At 70.6% G+C, this 17550-nt stretch carries 14 protein-coding genes; 13 read left to right on the top strand and 1 reads right to left on the bottom strand.

The window, feature by feature from the left end:
- Positions 1-638 precede the first annotated feature (638 nt).
- The 8 genes from AC6I0Y_RS05395 (at position 639) to AC6I0Y_RS05360 (ending at position 8979) form a co-directional block, all read left to right on the top strand.
- Positions 639-1724 carry a C40 family peptidase gene (locus AC6I0Y_RS05395; protein ID WP_497733589.1) on the top strand — a complete coding sequence of 362 codons (1086 nt, stop codon included), beginning with the start codon at positions 639-641 and terminating at the stop codon, positions 1722-1724.
- A gap of 12 nt (positions 1725-1736) precedes the next feature.
- Positions 1737-2537, top strand: coding sequence for a hypothetical protein (locus AC6I0Y_RS05390; RefSeq protein WP_160708993.1), 801 nt, complete (start codon positions 1737-1739; stop codon positions 2535-2537).
- The gene (locus AC6I0Y_RS05385; RefSeq protein WP_160708991.1) at positions 2534-2677 is read left to right on the top strand and encodes a hypothetical protein; all 144 of its coding nucleotides are present in this window, start codon (positions 2534-2536) and stop codon (positions 2675-2677) included. Before AC6I0Y_RS05390 ends, AC6I0Y_RS05385 begins: the two co-directional genes overlap by 4 nt.
- Before the next feature lie 10 nt (positions 2678-2687).
- Entirely contained in the window at positions 2688-3779 is a 1092-nt protein-coding gene (locus AC6I0Y_RS05380; RefSeq protein WP_160708989.1) for a VirB6/TrbL-like conjugal transfer protein, CD1112 family, read from the top strand.
- Positions 3780-3788: 9 nt separating this feature from the next.
- Positions 3789-4226, top strand: coding sequence for a hypothetical protein (locus tag AC6I0Y_RS05375; protein ID WP_497733586.1), 438 nt, complete (start codon positions 3789-3791; stop codon positions 4224-4226).
- Positions 4227-4316: 90 nt separating this feature from the next.
- Positions 4317-5159: a hypothetical protein gene (locus AC6I0Y_RS05370; protein WP_497733584.1), complete on the top strand. Its 843-nt coding sequence runs from the start codon at positions 4317-4319 to the stop codon at positions 5157-5159.
- Positions 5160-5504: 345 nt separating this feature from the next.
- Positions 5505-7700 (top strand): antirestriction protein ArdA, encoded by a 2196-nt coding sequence (locus AC6I0Y_RS05365; protein ID WP_497733582.1) that lies wholly within the window; start codon positions 5505-5507, stop codon positions 7698-7700.
- Between the two features lie 148 nt (positions 7701-7848).
- Positions 7849-8979, top strand: a complete 1131-nt coding sequence (locus AC6I0Y_RS05360; RefSeq protein ID WP_160708997.1) for a DNA cytosine methyltransferase — start codon at positions 7849-7851, stop codon at positions 8977-8979.
- Between the two features lie 173 nt (positions 8980-9152).
- Here the strand turns inward: AC6I0Y_RS05360 and AC6I0Y_RS05355 are convergent, their stop codons facing one another.
- Complete coding sequence (locus AC6I0Y_RS05355) at positions 9153-9629, bottom strand: hypothetical protein (protein ID WP_160708977.1); 477 nt, start codon at positions 9627-9629, stop codon at positions 9153-9155.
- A 476-nt stretch (positions 9630-10105) separates the two neighbouring features.
- On the opposite strand from AC6I0Y_RS05355, the gene AC6I0Y_RS05350 reads away from it, so the two are divergent.
- The 5 genes from AC6I0Y_RS05350 (at position 10106) to AC6I0Y_RS05330 (ending at position 17533) form a co-directional block, all read left to right on the top strand.
- Positions 10106-10378 carry a type II toxin-antitoxin system RelB/DinJ family antitoxin gene (locus AC6I0Y_RS05350; protein WP_497733580.1) on the top strand — a complete coding sequence of 91 codons (273 nt, stop codon included), beginning with the start codon at positions 10106-10108 and terminating at the stop codon, positions 10376-10378.
- 4 nt (positions 10379-10382) lie between these two features.
- Positions 10383-10676 carry a type II toxin-antitoxin system RelE/ParE family toxin gene (locus AC6I0Y_RS05345; RefSeq protein ID WP_160708973.1) on the top strand — a complete coding sequence of 98 codons (294 nt, stop codon included), beginning with the start codon at positions 10383-10385 and terminating at the stop codon, positions 10674-10676.
- 97 nt (positions 10677-10773) lie between these two features.
- Positions 10774-11562, top strand: a complete 789-nt coding sequence (locus tag AC6I0Y_RS05340; RefSeq protein ID WP_497733577.1) for a hypothetical protein — start codon at positions 10774-10776, stop codon at positions 11560-11562.
- 3 nt (positions 11563-11565) lie between these two features.
- Positions 11566-12333: a hypothetical protein gene (locus tag AC6I0Y_RS05335; RefSeq protein ID WP_497733575.1), complete on the top strand. Its 768-nt coding sequence runs from the start codon at positions 11566-11568 to the stop codon at positions 12331-12333.
- Positions 12334-12484: 151 nt separating this feature from the next.
- On the top strand, positions 12485-17533 hold the full coding sequence (locus tag AC6I0Y_RS05330; protein WP_497733573.1) for a VaFE repeat-containing surface-anchored protein: 5049 nt from the start codon (positions 12485-12487) through the stop codon (positions 17531-17533).
- Positions 17534-17550: the final 17 nt, after the last annotated feature.

Genomic DNA, 17550 nt, shown 5'->3' with positions numbered 1-17550 from the left:
ACAGGCTCAGCCACTCCGACGAGCCCACGAGCAGGGCCCACCTCCTCCGCGAGGAGGGCGGCTCCGTGCTCCCGTCCCACGGCGAGGGCAGATCCGCCTCCCGCCTGCGACATGCCGGGCGCGGGCCCGCCGATCTGCCCGCGGGCAGGGCCGTCAGGGGCCGCGCCCGGCGTGCGGCAGAGGAGCTCAAGGGCGCCCTTTCCGCCTCGGCGGGCGCCCTCAGCGAGGATCGGCAGGAAGGCGACGAGGGAGACCGCTCCCTCGCCCGGGCGGCATCCGCCCGCGACGCCGGGCTCTCCGCGGCGGGCCGGGCCCGGCGTGCCGCGGCGGGCCGCCCAGGCCGCGTCGCCGACGTCGCGCGCAGGGCGGCGGCCAGGGCGTTCCCTCCCGGGTTCCTCGCGGCCTCCACCGCCGCGCGCCCGGGCGGCGAGGAGCCCCCTCACGCCGCGACCACCCCCTCGACACGCAAGGCGGAAGGGGAGGGGGCGCCTAAGCGGCAGGAGGGCCGTCCGAGGCGCGGGCGCGTCGGATACGGCCCCAAGGAGCCCCAGCCGGGCCAAGCCGGCCGCCAGCGCGGGCAGGCCGGGACGCGGCGGCTCTCGCGAGCCGCGTCCCTCGACCCCCGGCAGGGGCAGGCCGTGGCGCACCGCCTCCGCAGCCAGGCCGCGGGCGCAGCGAGGAGGGTCGCGGCCTGGCGGCCCACGTTCGTCACGAGCGGGTTCGGGCGCGTCCTCGCGGCCGCGGCGGCCGCGGTGGTGCCCCTGCTCGCCCTCATGACGCTGCTCCTGGCCCTGCTCTCCCAGGCGCCTGCGGTCGACGAGGGCTACGAGCCCATCGAGCTCCCGCCGGCCGTCGAGACGTGGCGGCCGACGGTGGCCGAGGCCTGCCGAGACCTCGGGGTGGGCCAGGAGTGGGTCGACCTGGCCCTGGCCATGATGGCCCAGGAGTCGGGCGGGAACCTTCTCGTGACCTGCTACAACGGCCAGCAGATACAGGACATCATGCAGGCGTGCGAGGGCGCCTACTCGTCCTGGATCCTCGTCGGGGCCCCCGAGCACGGCTGCTCGCCCCGAACGGCCCGGGCATCCATCTACGCCGGGGTGGCGGAGATGAGGGACAACCTGGAGAGCTGGGGCGCCTACCTCGGCGACTTCGGCCCCGGAGACCTCGGGGCCGTGAAGCTCGTGGTGCAGGGCTACAACTACGGCGCCGGGTTCCTGCCGTGGTGCTCGCGCCACGGGGTGACCGAGTGGACGCTCGAGTCCTCCCAGCGCTTCAGCGACATGATGGCCGCCCAGACGGGCTGGGGCTACTACGGCACCCCCAACCACGCGCTGCTCGTCATGCGCTACTACCCCTACCGCGCCCAGGCGGGGGAGGGGAGGCAGGAGGTCGTGGAGGCGGCGCTCATGGTGGCCCGCGACTACGCGACCCCCTACGTGTACGGGGGGAACTCTATCACGCAGGGGTGCGACTGCTCCTACTTCACGATGTGGTGCTACCAGCAGGCCGGCATCTCCATACCGCGCCAGTCGGAGCTCCAGCGCGACGCCGGCACCTGCATCCCGATCGAGCAGGCGCAGCCCGGCGACCTTCTGTGGATGCAGGGCCACATCGGCATCTACCTGGACGAGGGCCGCGTCGTGGAGCAGACGCCCCCCTACTGCCGCGTCAACCCCATCACCTACAACCGCTGGGTCTGCGCCGTGCGGATCGACGGATAGAGAGGATCAGAGATGAAGACGAAGACAAAGATCGCCCTTGGGGTGCTCGCCGCGGCGGCGCTCGCCGTCGCCTGCTGGCGCCTCGCGCCCCCCGCCGCCGAGCCCGCGCCCGGGCCGCAGGAGGCCCCCGCCTCCGAGCAGCCCGCGGAGCAGCAGGAGGAGCCGGACGGCCTCACGGAGCGCCAGCGCGAGCTCCAGGCGCGCTACGACGGCCCGCTCGAGGAGACGCTCGCGTTCCTCGAGGCCTCCACCTGGTCGACGCCCAACGAGTCGGCGTCCCTGTCCTTCGAGCCGGGCGCCTACGCGGAGCGCTCCGCGGGGGCCGAGGAGGCGCGGGTGCCCTTCGCCGTCGAGCTCGCGACGACGAGCGTCGCGCGGGACTCCGGCGCGGTCATCACCCGCCAGACCCTCGTGCTCGACGTGGGGGAGGGCACGAGCCTGCTCTACTTCGACACCGTGACGGCCGCCGACGGGTCGGTTAGCTACTCGCTGACGAGCGACGGCTTCGCCCATGCCCAGACCTACCTGTGGGTCTCGCCCGCGCGCGAGGTCGCCGTCGAGGGCCTGGGCGAGGAGATGCTCTCCCTCGTCGACGGCAGGGGCGACCTGCTCGCGCAGCGCCTGTCCGAGTACTGCGCCCTCTACTACCCGACGGCCTCCGCCGCGACTTTCAACGGCCAGGCGACCGTGAGCTGGGACGAGGGCACCGTCTCCTTCTCGCTCGCGCTCGACACCCGCACCCGCCCCGACATTCCGGTCACCTACGACAAGTCCACGCTCGACTTCATGGTCGGGAAGGGGGCCCACCGATGAGCGCGCGGGAGAGGATCAGGGCGGCGCTCAGGCACCAGATCGACGCCGACCACGTCTACGCGGCCTGCGGCGTGATGTTCGCCGCCGCCGTCGCGACCATCGTCATCATCCGCCTGGCCGTCCTGGCCGCGCTCGGATAGGAGGAGCCCAGTGAACGAAGCAAACGGAACCGCCGCCCGCGTGCGCCTCGCAGGGGCGCTCGCCTGGGCCCGGCGCCACAGGACGGCCTCGCTCGCGCTCGCCTGCGCGCTCGCCCTCGCTGCGACGGTCGCCCTCCAGGCGGCCTTCCCCGCCGACGAGGCCGAGGCCGTCGCCCCGCTCGTCATAGCCGGCGTCGGGGGGCTCATCGGGGCCCTCGTCGCCCCCGGGGCCGTCGACGCGGCCATGGACACGGCCACCGACGGGGTGGCCGGATGGCTGAGGACGTGGATCAACTCCAACCTCGACCAGGCGAACAACTTCCTGACCAAGTACCTGACCGACGGCGGGATGCTCACGCGCGACTTCGACCAGCTGTTCTCGTCGGTCGTCCCGGTGCTGCGCTCCGTGCAGGAGACCGTCGTCATACCGCTCGCCATGATCGTGCTCACCGTCTTCTTCGTGGCCGGCATCGCCTCGGCGGTGGCCGAGATGGGCCGCGCGGAGTCCGGCATCGACACCGTGCAGCTGATGATGGTCTTCGTCGCCTACGCCCTCGTGGGGTCGCTCGTCGTCAACTCCTGGGAGCTCATGGCGTGGTGCTACGACCTCGTCACCCAGGTGATCGCCGGGATCGGGGGCACCGTGAACACGGAGGTCTACACGGGGCTCCCCGAGGACGTCAACAACATAGGCGTGCTCCTCTCGCTGCTCGTCACGAGCGGCGTCGTGTGGGTCATAGCCGGGGCCGTCGCCCTGCTCACCCAGGTGATCATCATCACCCGCGCCATTCAGATTTACGTCTACACCTGCCTGGCCCCCGCCTCCATCGCGTTCCTGGTCTCGCCGAAGTCCCGCCCCATGGCCACGGGCTTCCTCAAGCGCTACCTGGCGCTCCTGTTCGCCGGCGTGATCATGGCGCTCCTGTTCGCCATGATGAGCGCCATCCTCGCGGGCTTCGGCGACATAGCCGTGGCCGCCTCCGACTACGAGGGCATGATCGACTGGTCGGGCCGCCTGCTGTTCAGCTGCGTCTCGCTGCTCGCCTACGGCTACGCGATGTGGTCGGCCGGCGGCTGGGCGCGCGAGTTCGTGGGAGTCTAGGGGGCCGCCATGCACATGATCTACGAGGACGTGAGCGACTCCTTCGTGCTGAGCGGCACGGCGGACGGCGAGCCCTTCCGCCTCTCCCTGCTGACCGGGAGATGGGAGGGCCGCCCGGACGCGCGCCCTCTCGCCACCCGCTTCGCCGAGGGGTTCCTCCGCGACAAGATCGAGCTCGCGCTGTCCCTCATGCGCGAGCAGCTCGAGGCCTCCGGCGACAGGCTCTGCGCGGGCCCCGAGGAGGCGCAGGCGCCGATCCCGGAACTGCCGCCCCGCCTCCGGGACGAGGTGGTGCTGCGCCTGCGCGAGGCAGGGGCGGGGGAGGAGGCGCTCTCCATGGCCCTCTCCGGCCACGTGCGCCTCGCGGCCGTGGCCTCGCTCGTGGGCGTCAGGCTCGACGAGGCAGGGCCCCGAGCCCGGCCGGGCCGCCTCCGCAGGGCCGTGTAGCACGCAGGCGTCCCCGCGCGGGCCGGGCCCGCGCGGGCGCAAGATCATCTCAGCAGGGGCGCAAGGAGGCGCCCGGAAGGGAGGAATGCCATGGGGGTCGTCCTGTTCGACCGGTCGGCATACGCCGACGCCGAGGACTGGCGAGACACGTACGAGGAGATGAGGGCTGAGCTCGGGGCCCCGCGGAGGCGCGCGAGCTCAGCCGCGCTGCGCCGGTTCCGAGACGAGGTGATGGCCTCCGACCTCGAGTCCCTCGCCTGGGACATCGACTCGAAGTCCGCGGGCCGGCCGCTCGTGTTCCGCTCCGAGGGGAGCCGCGCCTTCTCGCTCGCCGGGGACGCGGAGGACATGCTCGCCCAGGCCTGCGGCGGCGTGCCCGACAAGGTCGAGGTGGCGGGCGGGGAGCTCTACGTCACCTCCGGGGCCGAGGCGATCCACGTCCGCGCTCTGCCCGACGCCGCCCTCGACGGCGCCCCCGTCGACTGGGGTCGCGCGACCGCTGACGCCCTCTTCTCGGAGCTCTCCCTCCCGCTCGACCTGTCCGGCCCCGCCCCGATCCCGCCGGCCCGCGGCGAGGGCGTGCGCGCCTCGCGCGGGAGCCGCGGCCTCGACGAGATCGCCGCGCGCCTGCGGGAGACGGGGCTGGAGGAGTGGGAGGTCGCCGAGGAGCTCTCCCTCATGCGCGAGTCGCTCGAGCAGGTCGAGCTCAACACGAGGCTCCTCCGCGAGACGGGGGCCTTCCAGGCGCCCCTGGAGCCCGGCGCCCGGGACGCCCCCTCGTGGGCCCCGGCGCCGGCGGAGCGGCAGGAGCGGGCCGAGCTCGTGCCCATAAGCGGCCTCGGACGCCCCTCCCCCGGGCGCGAGGCCCCCGCAGCCGCGCACCGGGCGGCCGAGCCGCGGAGGGCCCGCAGGGAGGTGGCCTCGCGTGCCTGAGTCCTGGTGGGGCACGGTCGGGCCCGGCCTCGACTACCTTTACACGCTGGAGCAGGCGGGGGAGGGCACATGGGTGCCGAGCCTCATCGACTCCCGGACGGACGCCGTCCTGGCCCGAGGCCGGGCGGTGGAGGGGTTCGCGGAGGCCCGCGAGCGCGCGATAGAGATCTCCAGGGACTACCTGGAGCGGGCCGACCCCCGCGCGCTCGGCCCCCAGGCCGTCCGCATCAGCCTGGCCCCGCAGCGCGCTAAGGGAGAGCCCACAGCCGCCCTCCCTGGCATTGAACGCGCGGCGAGCGCGGCGAGGACAGCCATCAGACGAGCACTGAGATGAGGAGAGAGACGATGGATTCAGAGAAGACATTGCTGGAGGAGGCGAACCGCAGGGTTCGCGCCCTCGACGGGGCCATCCTGCTCGCGGAGGTGCCCGAGACGACGAGCAGCATCGGCGTCGTCGAGATCGCATTCGACCGCACCCCCTCGGGCGAGGGATCCTACTACGTCGTGTACGACAGCGAGAGGCGCCACCCCTACTCGCCGCCCGTGCCGGGTGACCCCCTGCCGCCCGAGGACCTCGCGGTAGTCCGCGCGGCGGTGGAGGCGGCAGCGCCGGACGAGCCCTGGGTTCGATACGGGCTCGACCGCAGGGTGACGCCGCTCGGCTTCCGCCCGGACGGCGAGCCCTACACGGCCGAGGAGGCCCGCGAGGAGCTCGGCGGAGACTTCGAGATGATCGGCTCCGAGATCGGACGCGAGGATGGCCTGACCGTCTCCGAGCTCATAGCCGCCGTGCCGAACGCCGGCCCCTCCGAAAGGCTCCACGCCGCGCTGACGATCTCGATCCTCGAGGGCATCCACGACCGCTCCAACTCCCTCAAGCGCTACGGCGACATCATAGAGAAGGGCGGGCGCTTGCGCGTGTCGGACGGCCTCACGGCGCAGGGGCACGTCTACAAGGATCCCCTGGCCTTCGCCTCGCGCGGCGATGAGGTCGCCTACATCCCGGAGGCGGCCTTCGAGGGCCTTGCCGGGGACGAGGAGGGCAGGGTCGCCCTGGACGACATCGACCCCGACGAGGTCTACACCTATGCTGACATCCTGGAGGCGGCGCAGGGGAGCCGGGGGATGGCCGAGCTCATCTTCGAGCAGCTCGACTGGCAGCATCCCTCGACCGTCTACGACGAGGCAATGGATATGACGCTCTCCGAGGACTGGGACGCGGCGCCCAGTCGTGCCAGGGTCGCCGACCTAGACCGCTGCGTGAGGCTCTACGCGGAGTGCAGGCTCCGCGAGGCCGGCCTGGAGGGCCCCGCCCTCGAGCACGCCATGGGACTTACCGTTGCCGAGGTGGCCGAGGCCATCGGGGAGCCGCGCCCCGCGCTGGGTCCCGCCGTAGGCGGCGGCATCGGCTACAGGCTCCTCTCGCGCCTGCGCTCGGACTGCGAATACATGCTCGGCGCGGGCGGCCCGGGAGCCGAGCGCCAGCTCTGGGCCGGCAGCGTCGAGGGCCAGATCGCGAAGATGCGGGAGGTATACGCCTCGCTCCCGGAGCCGCCCGAGTGGCTCTCGGCCGGGGACATCGACCGCTACGAGCAAGACATGCGGGCCCTCCTAGAAGCCCAGGGAGGGGATTACCGCCAAGAAGAGGGAAGGGGCGCCCCCGGGGCGCCGGGTGTGAGCGAGAGGGGCACCATGATGGCAAGCGGGAAGGCGAGCGTGTACGTCGCGAACCTGGGCAAGTACAACGAAGGGGAGCTCGTGGGCGGGTGGATCAGCCTACCCGTCCCCGAGGGGGAGCTCGACCGGTTCCTCGAGGAGGACGTCGGGCTCGAGCTCGACCCGGGGCGGGCCTTCGAGCGAGGGATGGCCGGCGAGCGGGTCTACGAGGAGTACGCCGTCCACGACTACGATTACTCGGGGATCCTCCTCGAGCTCGGCTACAGGCCGGGCGAGCACGAAGACCTGCGCGCCCTCAACGACATGGCGGCCCTGGCCGCGGAGGCCGGAGAGCGCGACCTCCAGGCCGTCTCCCTCGTCATGGAGAACGGCGCGCCGGGCTACGCCCCCGACGAGGTGTCAAACCTTCTGATCCAGGCCGACGAGATTCCCTTCTACCCCTTTGACTACGAGCTCGCGCACGTCAAGGACAGCTGGGGGGAGACGTGCCTGGAGCGGATGAGCCCCGAGGAGAACCTCGCCTACACGCTCCTGGACGGCAGCTCCGAGATGAAGGCCCTCGATGACGCCGGCCTGCTCGACTATTTCGACTTCAAGGCCTACGGGGAGTCGGCGGCGCAGGAGTTCCACCTGGCCGAGGCGGGCTACATGCCCGCCGACGCCGACTGGCCCGACACCGACCTCTACGACCGCGACGAGATCGCCGAGCTGGCGCGCGAGGCGAGGGGGGAGGCCCGCCCGGTGCCGCTGGGATCCGCCCGCCCCGCGCCTTCGCCCTACACGCCGCAGGCGGACATGCGGGGCGTCCAGGCCCCCGCGCGGGAGGCGAGCACGAGGCGCGAGAGGGCGGAGCTGGCGCGATGAGGCCCGAGGCCCCCGGGCGGCTAGGCCGGTACCTACGTATGGGCGTACCCCGGTACGAAACCGCATGAAGCAAGCCCCATGCTTGTTTGTCGAGTCAAGACAGCGCTTTCAACCTTATAATGTTTCGATTGGAAGAGCTGTCTTGACGATGGAAAGGCAGGGCTGGTTGGCCGCCCACCGCGAAAATACCAAACGATCTTTCCCCGAGGGAAGCGCCTCGGTCGGAGCCGTAGACCTGTTCTGCGGCGTAGGCGGCCTGACCTACGGCCTACGCTCAGCCGGAATCGACGTCGTCGCCGGCTTCGACCTCGACGACTCTTGCAGGTATGCCTACGAGACGAACAACGAGGGCGCCAGCTTCGTGCGCCGCAACATCAAAGACGTGACGGCCGAGGAGGTCTCAAGCCTTCTGTCCGGGTATGACGTGAAGGTGCTCGTGGGGTGTGCTCCATGCCAGCCTTTCTCATCCCACCGCAAGGACAAGAAGAACAGGAAAGAGCACAAGGACTGGGGGCTGCTGGGTGAGTTCGGCCGCCTGGTCTCCGAGCTCATGCCCGACTTCGTCTCCATGGAGAACGTCCCCGAGATCGCCAAGGAGAGCATCTTCTCCGACTTCGTCGAGACCCTGGAGGGCGCCGGCTACTCCGTAAGCTACGAGGTTGTCCGCGCCGAGGAGTACGGCGTCCCCCAGCGCAGGCGCCGGCTTCTCCTGCTGGCGTCCAAGGACGGCGACATCAGCCTCATCCCGCCGACCTGCGCCAAAGAGGACGTCGTCACCGTCAGGGAGGCCATCAGCTCGCTCCCCGCCGTCAGGGCCGGCTCCGCCAGCAGGAAGGATCCCCTTCAAAGCGCAGCCGCGCTCTCCGATTTGAACATGAGGAGGATCAAGGCCTCCACCCCCAATGGCACCTGGAGGGACTGGCCCGAGGATCTGAGGCTTCCGTGCCATAAGAAGGAGACGGGAAAGACCTATCCGGCGGTCTACGGCAGGATGTCCTGGGATGAGGTGGCCCCGACCATTACGACCCAGTTCTACTGCTACGGAACAGGCAGGTTCGGCCATCCGAGCCAGGATCGCGCCATCACGCTGCGCGAGGGGGCGATCCTCCAGAGCTTCCCCCTCGGCTACCGCTTCGTCGAAGACGGCAAGCGCGTGAGCCGCAGCGAGGTGGCCCGCCAGATAGGCAACGCCGTGCCGCCAAAGCTGGGGGAGGCGGTCGGGCGAAGCATCCTGGCAGCATGCCCTTCCCGCAAGCAATCAGAGGAGGTCGCAAGATGAACGCAGAAGCGCAGGCGACGGTCAGCTTTCAGGTGGCCAACCGAGCCGCCACCCACCTGGGGCGCAAGCTGTACTCCACCACCCCGCCCGCCCTCGCCGAGCTGATATTCGGCTAGGACGGTACCCGCGAATGCTCGTACCCTGGTACCACAGTACCAGGGTACGAGCGCCGCCTAGAAGCAGGGATCCTCGTAGGCCTCGCGGATCCCCAGCGTGAAGTACGTGTCGGAACCGACGCGCTTCCAGCCGCGCTTGCAGAGCCGAAGCTCTATCCCGTTCGTCTCCCGAGTCCGCCGCCAGTAGCGGCATCCCTCGCACTCGCCGCCCGGCTCCCTGACCCAGCACGGCGCATCCCCGCCGTTGCCCTCCATCAGGTGCCCGAAGGGGTGCGTGCAGCGCCACGAAGGCTCCCCCTCGACGAGGGGCGTGCTCTCGTAGGCGTACTCCTGGTCCTCGCTCCTGCCGTTGTGGTCGACGCGCGTCCACCTGTCGCGGGTGACGACGACCCGCCGCGGCCCCAGAACCCTCTGCACGGTGTAGGGCCGGCGGTCGCTGTACAGCATCTCCGTCGCCCCCATCCCGACGTAGGGCTCCCCGAGCTGGGCGCCCTCCTGCATCCTGTTCGCGAGGCTCCCGATCATCCTTGGCATGGCCCTGCTCCTTTCTTCCTCTGATCCAGCGCTTCCCGCCCTGCACCCCCAGCTGTTCGCCGAGGGCGGCGGCAGCGCCATCGCCGAGCCGTGGGCGAGGGGAGCGGCTTCTCGCGCCCCAGGGGCGCCTTCGCGATGCGAGGAGGGCAGGCCCGACGAGCCGCAACCTCCACCAGCCCGCCGGGCTTGTGCGAGGTTTCGCGTGGGCGACGCGGGCGGGAGGGCCGCCGATACGATGGGCCGCCCTTCGCGAACGCGAAGAGATGTCGCCGAGGGCCCCGGGGCGACCGCAAGGGCGTCCTGGGAGGCGCCGCAGGGCGAGAACGCAATGAAAGACCCCTCTTTGAGAATGCACTTTCAAAGGCCGCCGTCCTCGCGAAGGTGACATGACGGCCATGGGCCTTGCCCCGCACTTGCAATGACGTTATTATCAAAATGCACATACAAGTTCATCATGATCTAGGGAGTGTGGACCCATGGCGAGCGCATCGCTGACAATTCTCATTGACGAGAGCCTCAAGAGGGAGGCTTCCCTCGTCGCTGAGTATTACGGCTTCGACCTCTCCTCGGTCACCCGCGCGTTCTACAAGCAGATGGTGCGCGAGCGGTCGATCCCTCTGAACCTCGGCTCCTACGAGCCCAACGAGGAGAGCCTGCGGGCGATAGCGGAGACCGACTCCGCCATCGCGTCGGGCTCCTACGAGCTCTACGACGATGCGGCCTCGCTGCTCGCCGCCGCAGGAGCCTAGAGCCATGAGGCTCAAGGCAACCTTCACGCCATCGTTCTCGCGCGACCTGAAGCGAGTTAGGCGACGTGGGCTCGACGAGGGAGAGCTGGCGGAGGTCATCGACCTCATCATCGAGAACACGCCTGAATCGCGCGAGGTACTTACGCGGCGGCACCGTATGCACAGCCTCAAGGGGGCATGGAAGGGCAGCAGCGAGTGCCATGTCGCGAATGCCGGAGACTGGCTTGTCATCTGGCGCGAGGCCGACGGCGTGGCGTTCCTCCAGAGAACCGGCACCCATGACGAGGTCTTCAGATAGCCGGGGGGAATTTTGGAAAATGGTAGCGTTATGCGTCAGATGCCCGCTTAACGTATGATCAGAAGCTGAGAGGACGATCTCGACCAGAGGAGGAGTCATGGACGAGAAGACCGAGAAGATCAACGTGATCGCCGACGAGGACGTCGCCGTCGCCGAGGAGAGCGGCCCCGCAGAGGCGCGAAAGCCCCGCCGCCGCGCCGCCTGCGCCGGCGGGGCGGCGGCCCTCGCGGCCGTGGCCGTTGCCGTCGCCGTCATGATGCAGCCCGCCGAGGCCGTTGAGGTCGAGGGCTTCGCGGCCCGCGCGCTCATCCCGCATATCCCCATCGAGTCGCCCTGGGCCGCAGGCGGGGCCGCCGTCCCCGGCGACGAGGCCCTGGCGGACACCGGCGAGGCCGAGGCGGCCGAGGGCGACGCCACGGAGCCCGGCCCCGCAGACGGCGCGCCCGCGGCTGAGGCGGGCCAGCAGGAGCAGGGAGCCGCCTCTCCGGCGGCGTCCGGATCCTCCGCCGCCGCTCCGGCGCAGGGGAGCGCCTCCTCCGGCTCGGCGTCCCAGCCCCAGCAGCAGGCCCCCGCGGCCTCGCAGCCCCAGGCGCCCGCCCACGAGCACTCCTGGCAGCCCGTGACCGAGAACCGCTGGGTCGTGGACAAGGCAGCATGGGACGAGCCGAAGTACGAGAACCGCGAGCGGAGCATCTGTAATGGCTGCGGAACCGATATTACCGGTGATCCTTGGGGTCATATCGAGAAGGCTGGCCGCGGCAGTTCTTGTTCTGGATACCACTCCGCAGTGAACAAAGTCCAGGTCGGCACCATCCATCATGACGAGGTCGGCCACAACGAAACGGTGACTACCGGCTACAAGTGCTCCTGCGGGGCCACCAAGTAGCCCATGGACGAGAAGACCGAGAAGATCAACGTGATCGCCGACGAGGACGTCGCCGTCGCCGAGGAGAGCGGCCCCGTCGAGGAGCGCCGCCCGCGTCGCCGCGCCGCCTCCGCCGGCGGAGCGGCGGCCCTCGCGGCCGTGGCCGTTGCCGTCGCCCTCATGATGCAGCCCGCCGAGGCCGTTGAGGTCGAGGGCTTCGCGGCGCGTGCGCTCATCCCGCATATCCCCATCGAGTCGCCCTGGGCCGCAGGCGGGGCCGCCGTCCCCGGCGACGAGGCCCTGGCGGACACCGGCGAGGCCGAGGCGGCCGAGGGCGACGCCACGGAGCCCGGCCCCGCAGACGGCGCGCCCGCGGCTGAGGCGGGCCAGCAGGAGCAGGGAGCCGCCTCTCCGGCGGCGTCCGGATCCTCCGCCGCCGCTCCGGCGCAGGGGAGCGCCTCCTCCGGCTCGGCGTCCCAGCCCCAGCAGCAGGCCCCCGCGGCCTCGCAGCCCCAGACGCCACCAGCTACTCAGCAGCCATCGTCTTCCTCGAATCCAGTGGTCGAAAAAGAGCCTCAGGCTCCAAAACACGAGCATGATTGGATTCCCATTACCGAAACTAAAAATACCACCTACATTTTGTGCGCCTGTGGAAAGACATTTAGTAATGGAAGCGAACATAGCGCTCACGAGCAAGCTGCCGGAAGAGGGGAGTCCCATGGGTATAAGGTAATGCAAAAGAACGAAACGGTGACCACCGGCTACAAGTGCTCCTGCGGGGCCACCAAGTAGCCCCGTTCCGCTATCTCAAAGCATCAGCCACTTGACAAAAACTCGCCGATACGGCACCATCGGCCCTAAGTCGCGCGCTCCAACTTCGCGCCGCCCAGGGGCCTAACTCCAAATCCCGGGTCCCGGTCACATAAGGAAGGTAGGGACCCGTATGGTTCACGCTGTCGGCGCGCGCCCACGCGCATCTAAGGCACTGCGGCTTCTCATCGCCGCGATCCTGGCCCTAGGCCTCATCCCCATCGCATCGCTCTCGTCCGGCGGCCTCCTGGCTGCCGAGACTGCGTACATCCAGCACGACGGCAAGATCCCCTACGCCGGCTACACGACCATGGCCATGAGCGTCGACGGGAGCCCGGCGGTGTGCGCCCAGCCCTCGAAGGCCACGCCGCCCGAGGGCTCCTACGCCGTTTCCTACGACCTGCTCGAGGGGAGCGACGCCTTGGCCGTCGAGCCAGGGAGCACCTGGCGCATCGACTTGATCCGCAACCTCTTCTGGTACGGCCCGGGCTCCCCCGGCTTCAACGCGGGCTTCTGGCCCTCTTCGTGGTACGACGGCACCCCCATGACCTACGAGCGCTACTTCGTGGCGCTCCACATCGCGCTCTCCGACGCCTACGCCGCCGACTGGCAGGGCTCGGTCTACGGCTGCAACGAGCAGATGAAGACCTGGGCCCGGACGCAAGTCATCGGCTACCAGGGCTCCGGCAAGCCGTTCCTGGCCGGCTCGACCTACGACAAGTACTTCAACTCGGGCTGGTGCGAGGCGCCGAGCGACTTCACCGTCTTCCAGATGGTCACCGGATCCGGCACCCAGCGGGTCTTCTCGTTCGTCCCCTATGCCCCCGAGGGCTGGATCGGCGTGGCCAAGCGATCGGCCAACCCGGAGATCACCGACGGCAACTCCTGCTACGACCTGGGCGGCGCGCAGTACGCCGTCTACGACTCCTCCTGGACCCAGGTGGACACGATCACCGTGCCGGCCGACGGCGGCTACGCCTACTCCAAGGAGCTCGAGCCCGGCGCGTACCACGTGCAGGAGACCGTGGCCCCCAAGGGCTACGCCCTCGACGAGACCGTGTTCGACGTCGAGGTGACGAGCGAGGAGACCTCTTGGATCGGCGACGCCGAGGGTTACCACAACGAGGTTCCGCAGAACGACCCGGCAGCCATGTGGGTCGGCAAGATCGACCTGGAGACGACGCTCGACATGCCCCAGGGCTCCGCTTCGCTCGCAGGCGCCCAGTTCACGGTTCGCTACTACGACGGCTACTACGACACCCCCGAAGCCGCGGAGGCAAGCGGCACGCCGACGCGGACGTGGGTTGTAGAAACGAACGAAAATGGTATGGCCGGTCTTGATGAGAGATGGTTGGTATCGGGTGATCCTCTATTTAAGCAGGATAACGGCAATGCCACCATCCCCCTCGGCACCGTCCTCATCCAGGAGACCAAGGCCCCTGAGGGCTACCTCCTTGACGACGACGCCGTCTACCTGCGTCAGGTTACGTCGGAGGGCTCCATCGAGTCCGTCGAGACCTACAACGCGCCCATCGTCAAGGAGCAGGCCATCCGCGGCGGCCTCGAGGTCGAGAAGCGAGACGCCCAGACGGGCTCCACGCCCCAGGGCGACGCCGACTTCGAGGGCATCGAGTTCGAGGTCGTCAACGACTCCGAGGGCTCCGTGCGTGTGAACGGCCGCGACGTGGCGCCCGGCGAGGTGGCCCTCACCCTCACCACCGGCGCCGACGGCAAGGCCCGCACCGCAACCGACGCGCTGCCCTACGGCGACTACCTGGTGCGCGAGTCCGCCACCAACGACTCCTACCTCAACACGTCGACGCCCCAGGCCCTCCAGATCCGCGAGGACGGCGTGGTCGTCCGCCTCACCGGCTCCTCCTCCTTCGCCGACGACGTCGTCCGCGGCGGCGTCGAGGTCGAGAAGCGCGACGCCGAGACCGGCCGCCTCGAGCCCCTGGGCGCCGGTTCCCTGGATGTTCTCTTCGAGGTCTCCAACGCCAGCGACCGCCCCGTCGTGGTGGGCGGCGTCTCCTACGCCCCAGGCAAGGCCGTCATGACGATCCAGGCGAAGGAAGGCGTCGCCAAGACCGCCTCCGACGCGCTGCCCTACGGCTCCTACGAGATCCGCGAGGTATCCGCCGGCGCCGGCTACTTCCTCACCGACGGCGAGCCGCGCTCCTTCTCCATCGGGCGCAACGGCGTCGTCGCCAAGCCCGCGACCGGCGAGTCCGCCTTCAAGAACCAGGCCAAGCGCGGCGACCTCGAGCTCGTCAAGGTCGAGGAGGGCACCATGCACCGCCTTGCGGGCGTGCCCTTCCGCATCACCAGCCAGACCACCGGCGAGAGCCACGTCATCGTGACCGACGCCAACGGCTACGCCTCCACCCACGCGTCCTGGAACCCCCACACCCAGAAGACCAACGCCAACGACGCGGCGGGGGAGGGCGCGCTCGACGACGAGGCCGGCGTGTGGTTCGGCCTGGGCTCGGCGCCCGACGACTCCAAGGGAGCGCTGCCCTACGACCGCTATACCCTCGAGGAGCTGCCCTGCGCGGCCAACGAGGGCCTGACGCTCGTCAGCATCCCCGACGTCACCATCACCCGCGACTCCCACACGGTCGACCTCGGCACCGTCGACGACGATCGCCCGGTCGACCAGAGCCCGCGCATACTGACGACCGCCATGGACGCCGCCGACCGCGACAAGCTGGTCTCGGCTGACGGTGCAGCCGTCATCGTGGACTCCGTCGAGTACGCCAACCTCGTGCCCGGCGAGACCTACCGCCTCGTGGCCACCCTCATGGACAAGGCCACCGGCGAGCCCGTGACCCAGGGCGGCGAGCCCGTGACTGGCGAGCGCGAGCTCACGCCGCGCGAGCACTACGGCACCGCCGACGTCCGCCTCGCCCTCGACGCGCGCGGCCTGTCCGGCGACGTGGTGGTCTTCGAGGAGCTCTGGGCCGCCGACGGCACGCTCGCGGCGTCGCACGCCGACATCGACGACGAGGGCCAGACCGTGCGCCTCGTCCCGCCCGAGATCGGCACGCAGGCCTCCGACGGCGCCGACGGCGACAAGCTGGTCGTAGCCGACCCCGAGGCCGTGGTCGTCGACACCGTCAGCTACGCCAACCTCGTGCCCGGCCGCGAGTACCTCGTCACCGGCACGCTCGTGGTGCGCCAGACCGGCGAGCCGCTGCTCGCCGCCGACGGCGAGCCCGTGACGGCCACCCTCGCCTTCAAGCCCTCCGCCGCCTCGGGCAGCGTCGAGCTCGAGTTCCGCTTCGACGCGAGCCTGCTCGCCGGCAAGGAGCTCGTCGCCTTCGAGGCGCTCGAGAAGGACGGCCTCGAGCTCGCGGTGCACGCCGACATCGACGACGAGGGCCAGACCGTCGAGGTGGCCGCCCCCGAGATCGGAACCACCGCCCGCGACGCGGAGGACGGGGACAAGGCCCTGGCCGCGAGCCCCGTCGCGGCGGTCATCGACGAGGTGGCCTACGAGGGCCTCGTCGCCGGGAAGTCCTACGTGCTCACGGCCACCCTCATGGACAAGGCCACCGGCGAGCCGCTCGCGGGCGCCGACGGCCAGCCCGTGACGGCCTCCACGGCCTTCAAGCCGGCCGCCGCCCACGGCAGCGCGGAGGTGACCCTCGAGCTCGACGCGAGCGCCCTGCCCGAGGGCGCCGAGCTCGTGGTCTTCGAGGAGCTCGCGCGCGACGGGATCGTCGTGGCCGAGCACAAGGACATCGACGACGAGGGCCAGACCGTCTCTGTCGCGCGCCCCGGGATCGGCACGCAGGCCTCCGACGGCGCCGACGGCGACAAGGAGGTCGCCGCGGGCCCCGAGGCCGTCATCGTCGACGAGGTGGCCTACGAAGGCCTCGTCCCCGGGCGCGAGTACGTGCTAACCGGCACCCTCGTGCTCAAGTCCACCGGCGAGCCGCTGCTCGCCGCCGACGGCGAGCCCGTGACGGCGACCAAGGCGTTCGTCCCCGCGGCGAGCTCCGGGACGGTGGAGGTCGAGTTCCGCCTCGACACCTCGCTGCTCGCCGGCGAGGAGCTGGTGGCCTTCGAGGGGCTCTCCGAGCAGGGCGTCGAGCTCGCCGTCCACGCCGACATCGACGACGAGGGCCAGACCGTCGAGGTGGTCTCCCCGAGCATCGCGACCACCGCCCGCGACGCCCTCGACGGCGACAAGGCCGTCACGGCCGACCCCGGCGCCAAGGTCGTCGACACGCTGTCCCTCACCGGGCTCGCCCCCGGGCGGGACTACGAGGCCCACGGCATCCTCATGGACGCCGAGACCGGCCTGCCCGCCGTGGCGGCCGGCTCCGAGGCCGGCGAGGAGGAGCTCGCGGAGGCGGCCGAGGCGATCGCTGCCGCCATGGGCCTCGGCGAGGAGGGCGACGGGTCGGTAGACCGCAAGGCGCTCGCCGCCGTCCTGGCGGAGCACAAGGAGGCCGTCGCCGATATGGCCGTGGCCAAGCGCGACGTGACGCCCGAGGGCACCTCCGCCACCGTGGAGCTGGAGTACCCGATCGACGCCTCCGGGCTCGCCGGGACGACCACGGTCTGCCTGGCCGTCCTCGTCGCCGACGACAGGGTGGTCGCCTCCGAGCTCGACCTCTCGTGCGCCGAGCAGCAGTGCGGGATCGTCGCGCCGGCGATAGGCACCGAGCTCACCGACAAGACCGACGGCGACCACGAGGCCCTCGACTCCGCCGAGGCCGTCCTCGTCGACACGGTGGCCTACCGCGACCTCGTCCCCGGCAAGGAGTACGTGCTCGCCGGAATCCTCATGGACAAGGCCACGGGCAAGCCCCTGCTCGTCGCCGACCGCGAGGTGAGGGCCTCGGCCACCTTCGTGCCCAACGCCCCCGACGGCACGGCCGAGGTCGAGTTCGCCTTCGACGCACGCGGCCTCAAGGGCCATGAGCTGGTCGCCTTCGAGACGCTCTCGAAGGACGGCCTCGAGGTCGCCGTCCACGCCGACATCGACGATGCGGCCCAGACCGTCACGATCACGGACGTCCCCGGCGCGCCCGGGCAGTCCCTCGCGAAGACCGGGGACGGCACCGCCATCGCCACCCTCATCGCCTTCCTGGCCGTCCTGGCGGGCGGCCTGGGCGCCTGGGCGGCCCGCCGCCGCATGGCCCCCGGCCCCGAGGAACCCGCCGACGAGTAGCCAGCCCGCCTGACCCC

This window comes from Adlercreutzia sp. St.1H8 (assembly GCF_059728655.1).
The sequence above is the reverse complement of the archived record's forward strand: the minus strand, read 5'-3'. Positions and strand labels throughout refer to the sequence as shown.

Coding starts and splice junctions, on each gene's coding strand:
- AC6I0Y_RS05340 (WP_497733577.1), top strand. CDS start 10,774: ATGGACGAGAAGACCGAGAAGATCAACGTGATCGCCGACGAGGACGTC.
- AC6I0Y_RS05355 (WP_160708977.1), bottom strand. CDS start 9,629: ATGCCAAGGATGATCGGGAGCCTCGCGAACAGGATGCAGGAGGGCGCC.
- AC6I0Y_RS05360 (WP_160708997.1), top strand. CDS start 7,849: ATGGAAAGGCAGGGCTGGTTGGCCGCCCACCGCGAAAATACCAAACGA.
- AC6I0Y_RS05390 (WP_160708993.1), top strand. CDS start 1,737: ATGAAGACGAAGACAAAGATCGCCCTTGGGGTGCTCGCCGCGGCGGCG.
- AC6I0Y_RS05365 (WP_497733582.1), top strand. CDS start 5,505: ATGGATTCAGAGAAGACATTGCTGGAGGAGGCGAACCGCAGGGTTCGC.
- AC6I0Y_RS05335 (WP_497733575.1), top strand. CDS start 11,566: ATGGACGAGAAGACCGAGAAGATCAACGTGATCGCCGACGAGGACGTC.
- AC6I0Y_RS05370 (WP_497733584.1), top strand. CDS start 4,317: ATGGGGGTCGTCCTGTTCGACCGGTCGGCATACGCCGACGCCGAGGAC.
- AC6I0Y_RS05345 (WP_160708973.1), top strand. CDS start 10,383: ATGAGGCTCAAGGCAACCTTCACGCCATCGTTCTCGCGCGACCTGAAG.
- AC6I0Y_RS05385 (WP_160708991.1), top strand. CDS start 2,534: ATGAGCGCGCGGGAGAGGATCAGGGCGGCGCTCAGGCACCAGATCGAC.
- AC6I0Y_RS05375 (WP_497733586.1), top strand. CDS start 3,789: ATGCACATGATCTACGAGGACGTGAGCGACTCCTTCGTGCTGAGCGGC.
- AC6I0Y_RS05350 (WP_497733580.1), top strand. CDS start 10,106: ATGGCGAGCGCATCGCTGACAATTCTCATTGACGAGAGCCTCAAGAGG.
- AC6I0Y_RS05330 (WP_497733573.1), top strand. CDS start 12,485: ATGGTTCACGCTGTCGGCGCGCGCCCACGCGCATCTAAGGCACTGCGG.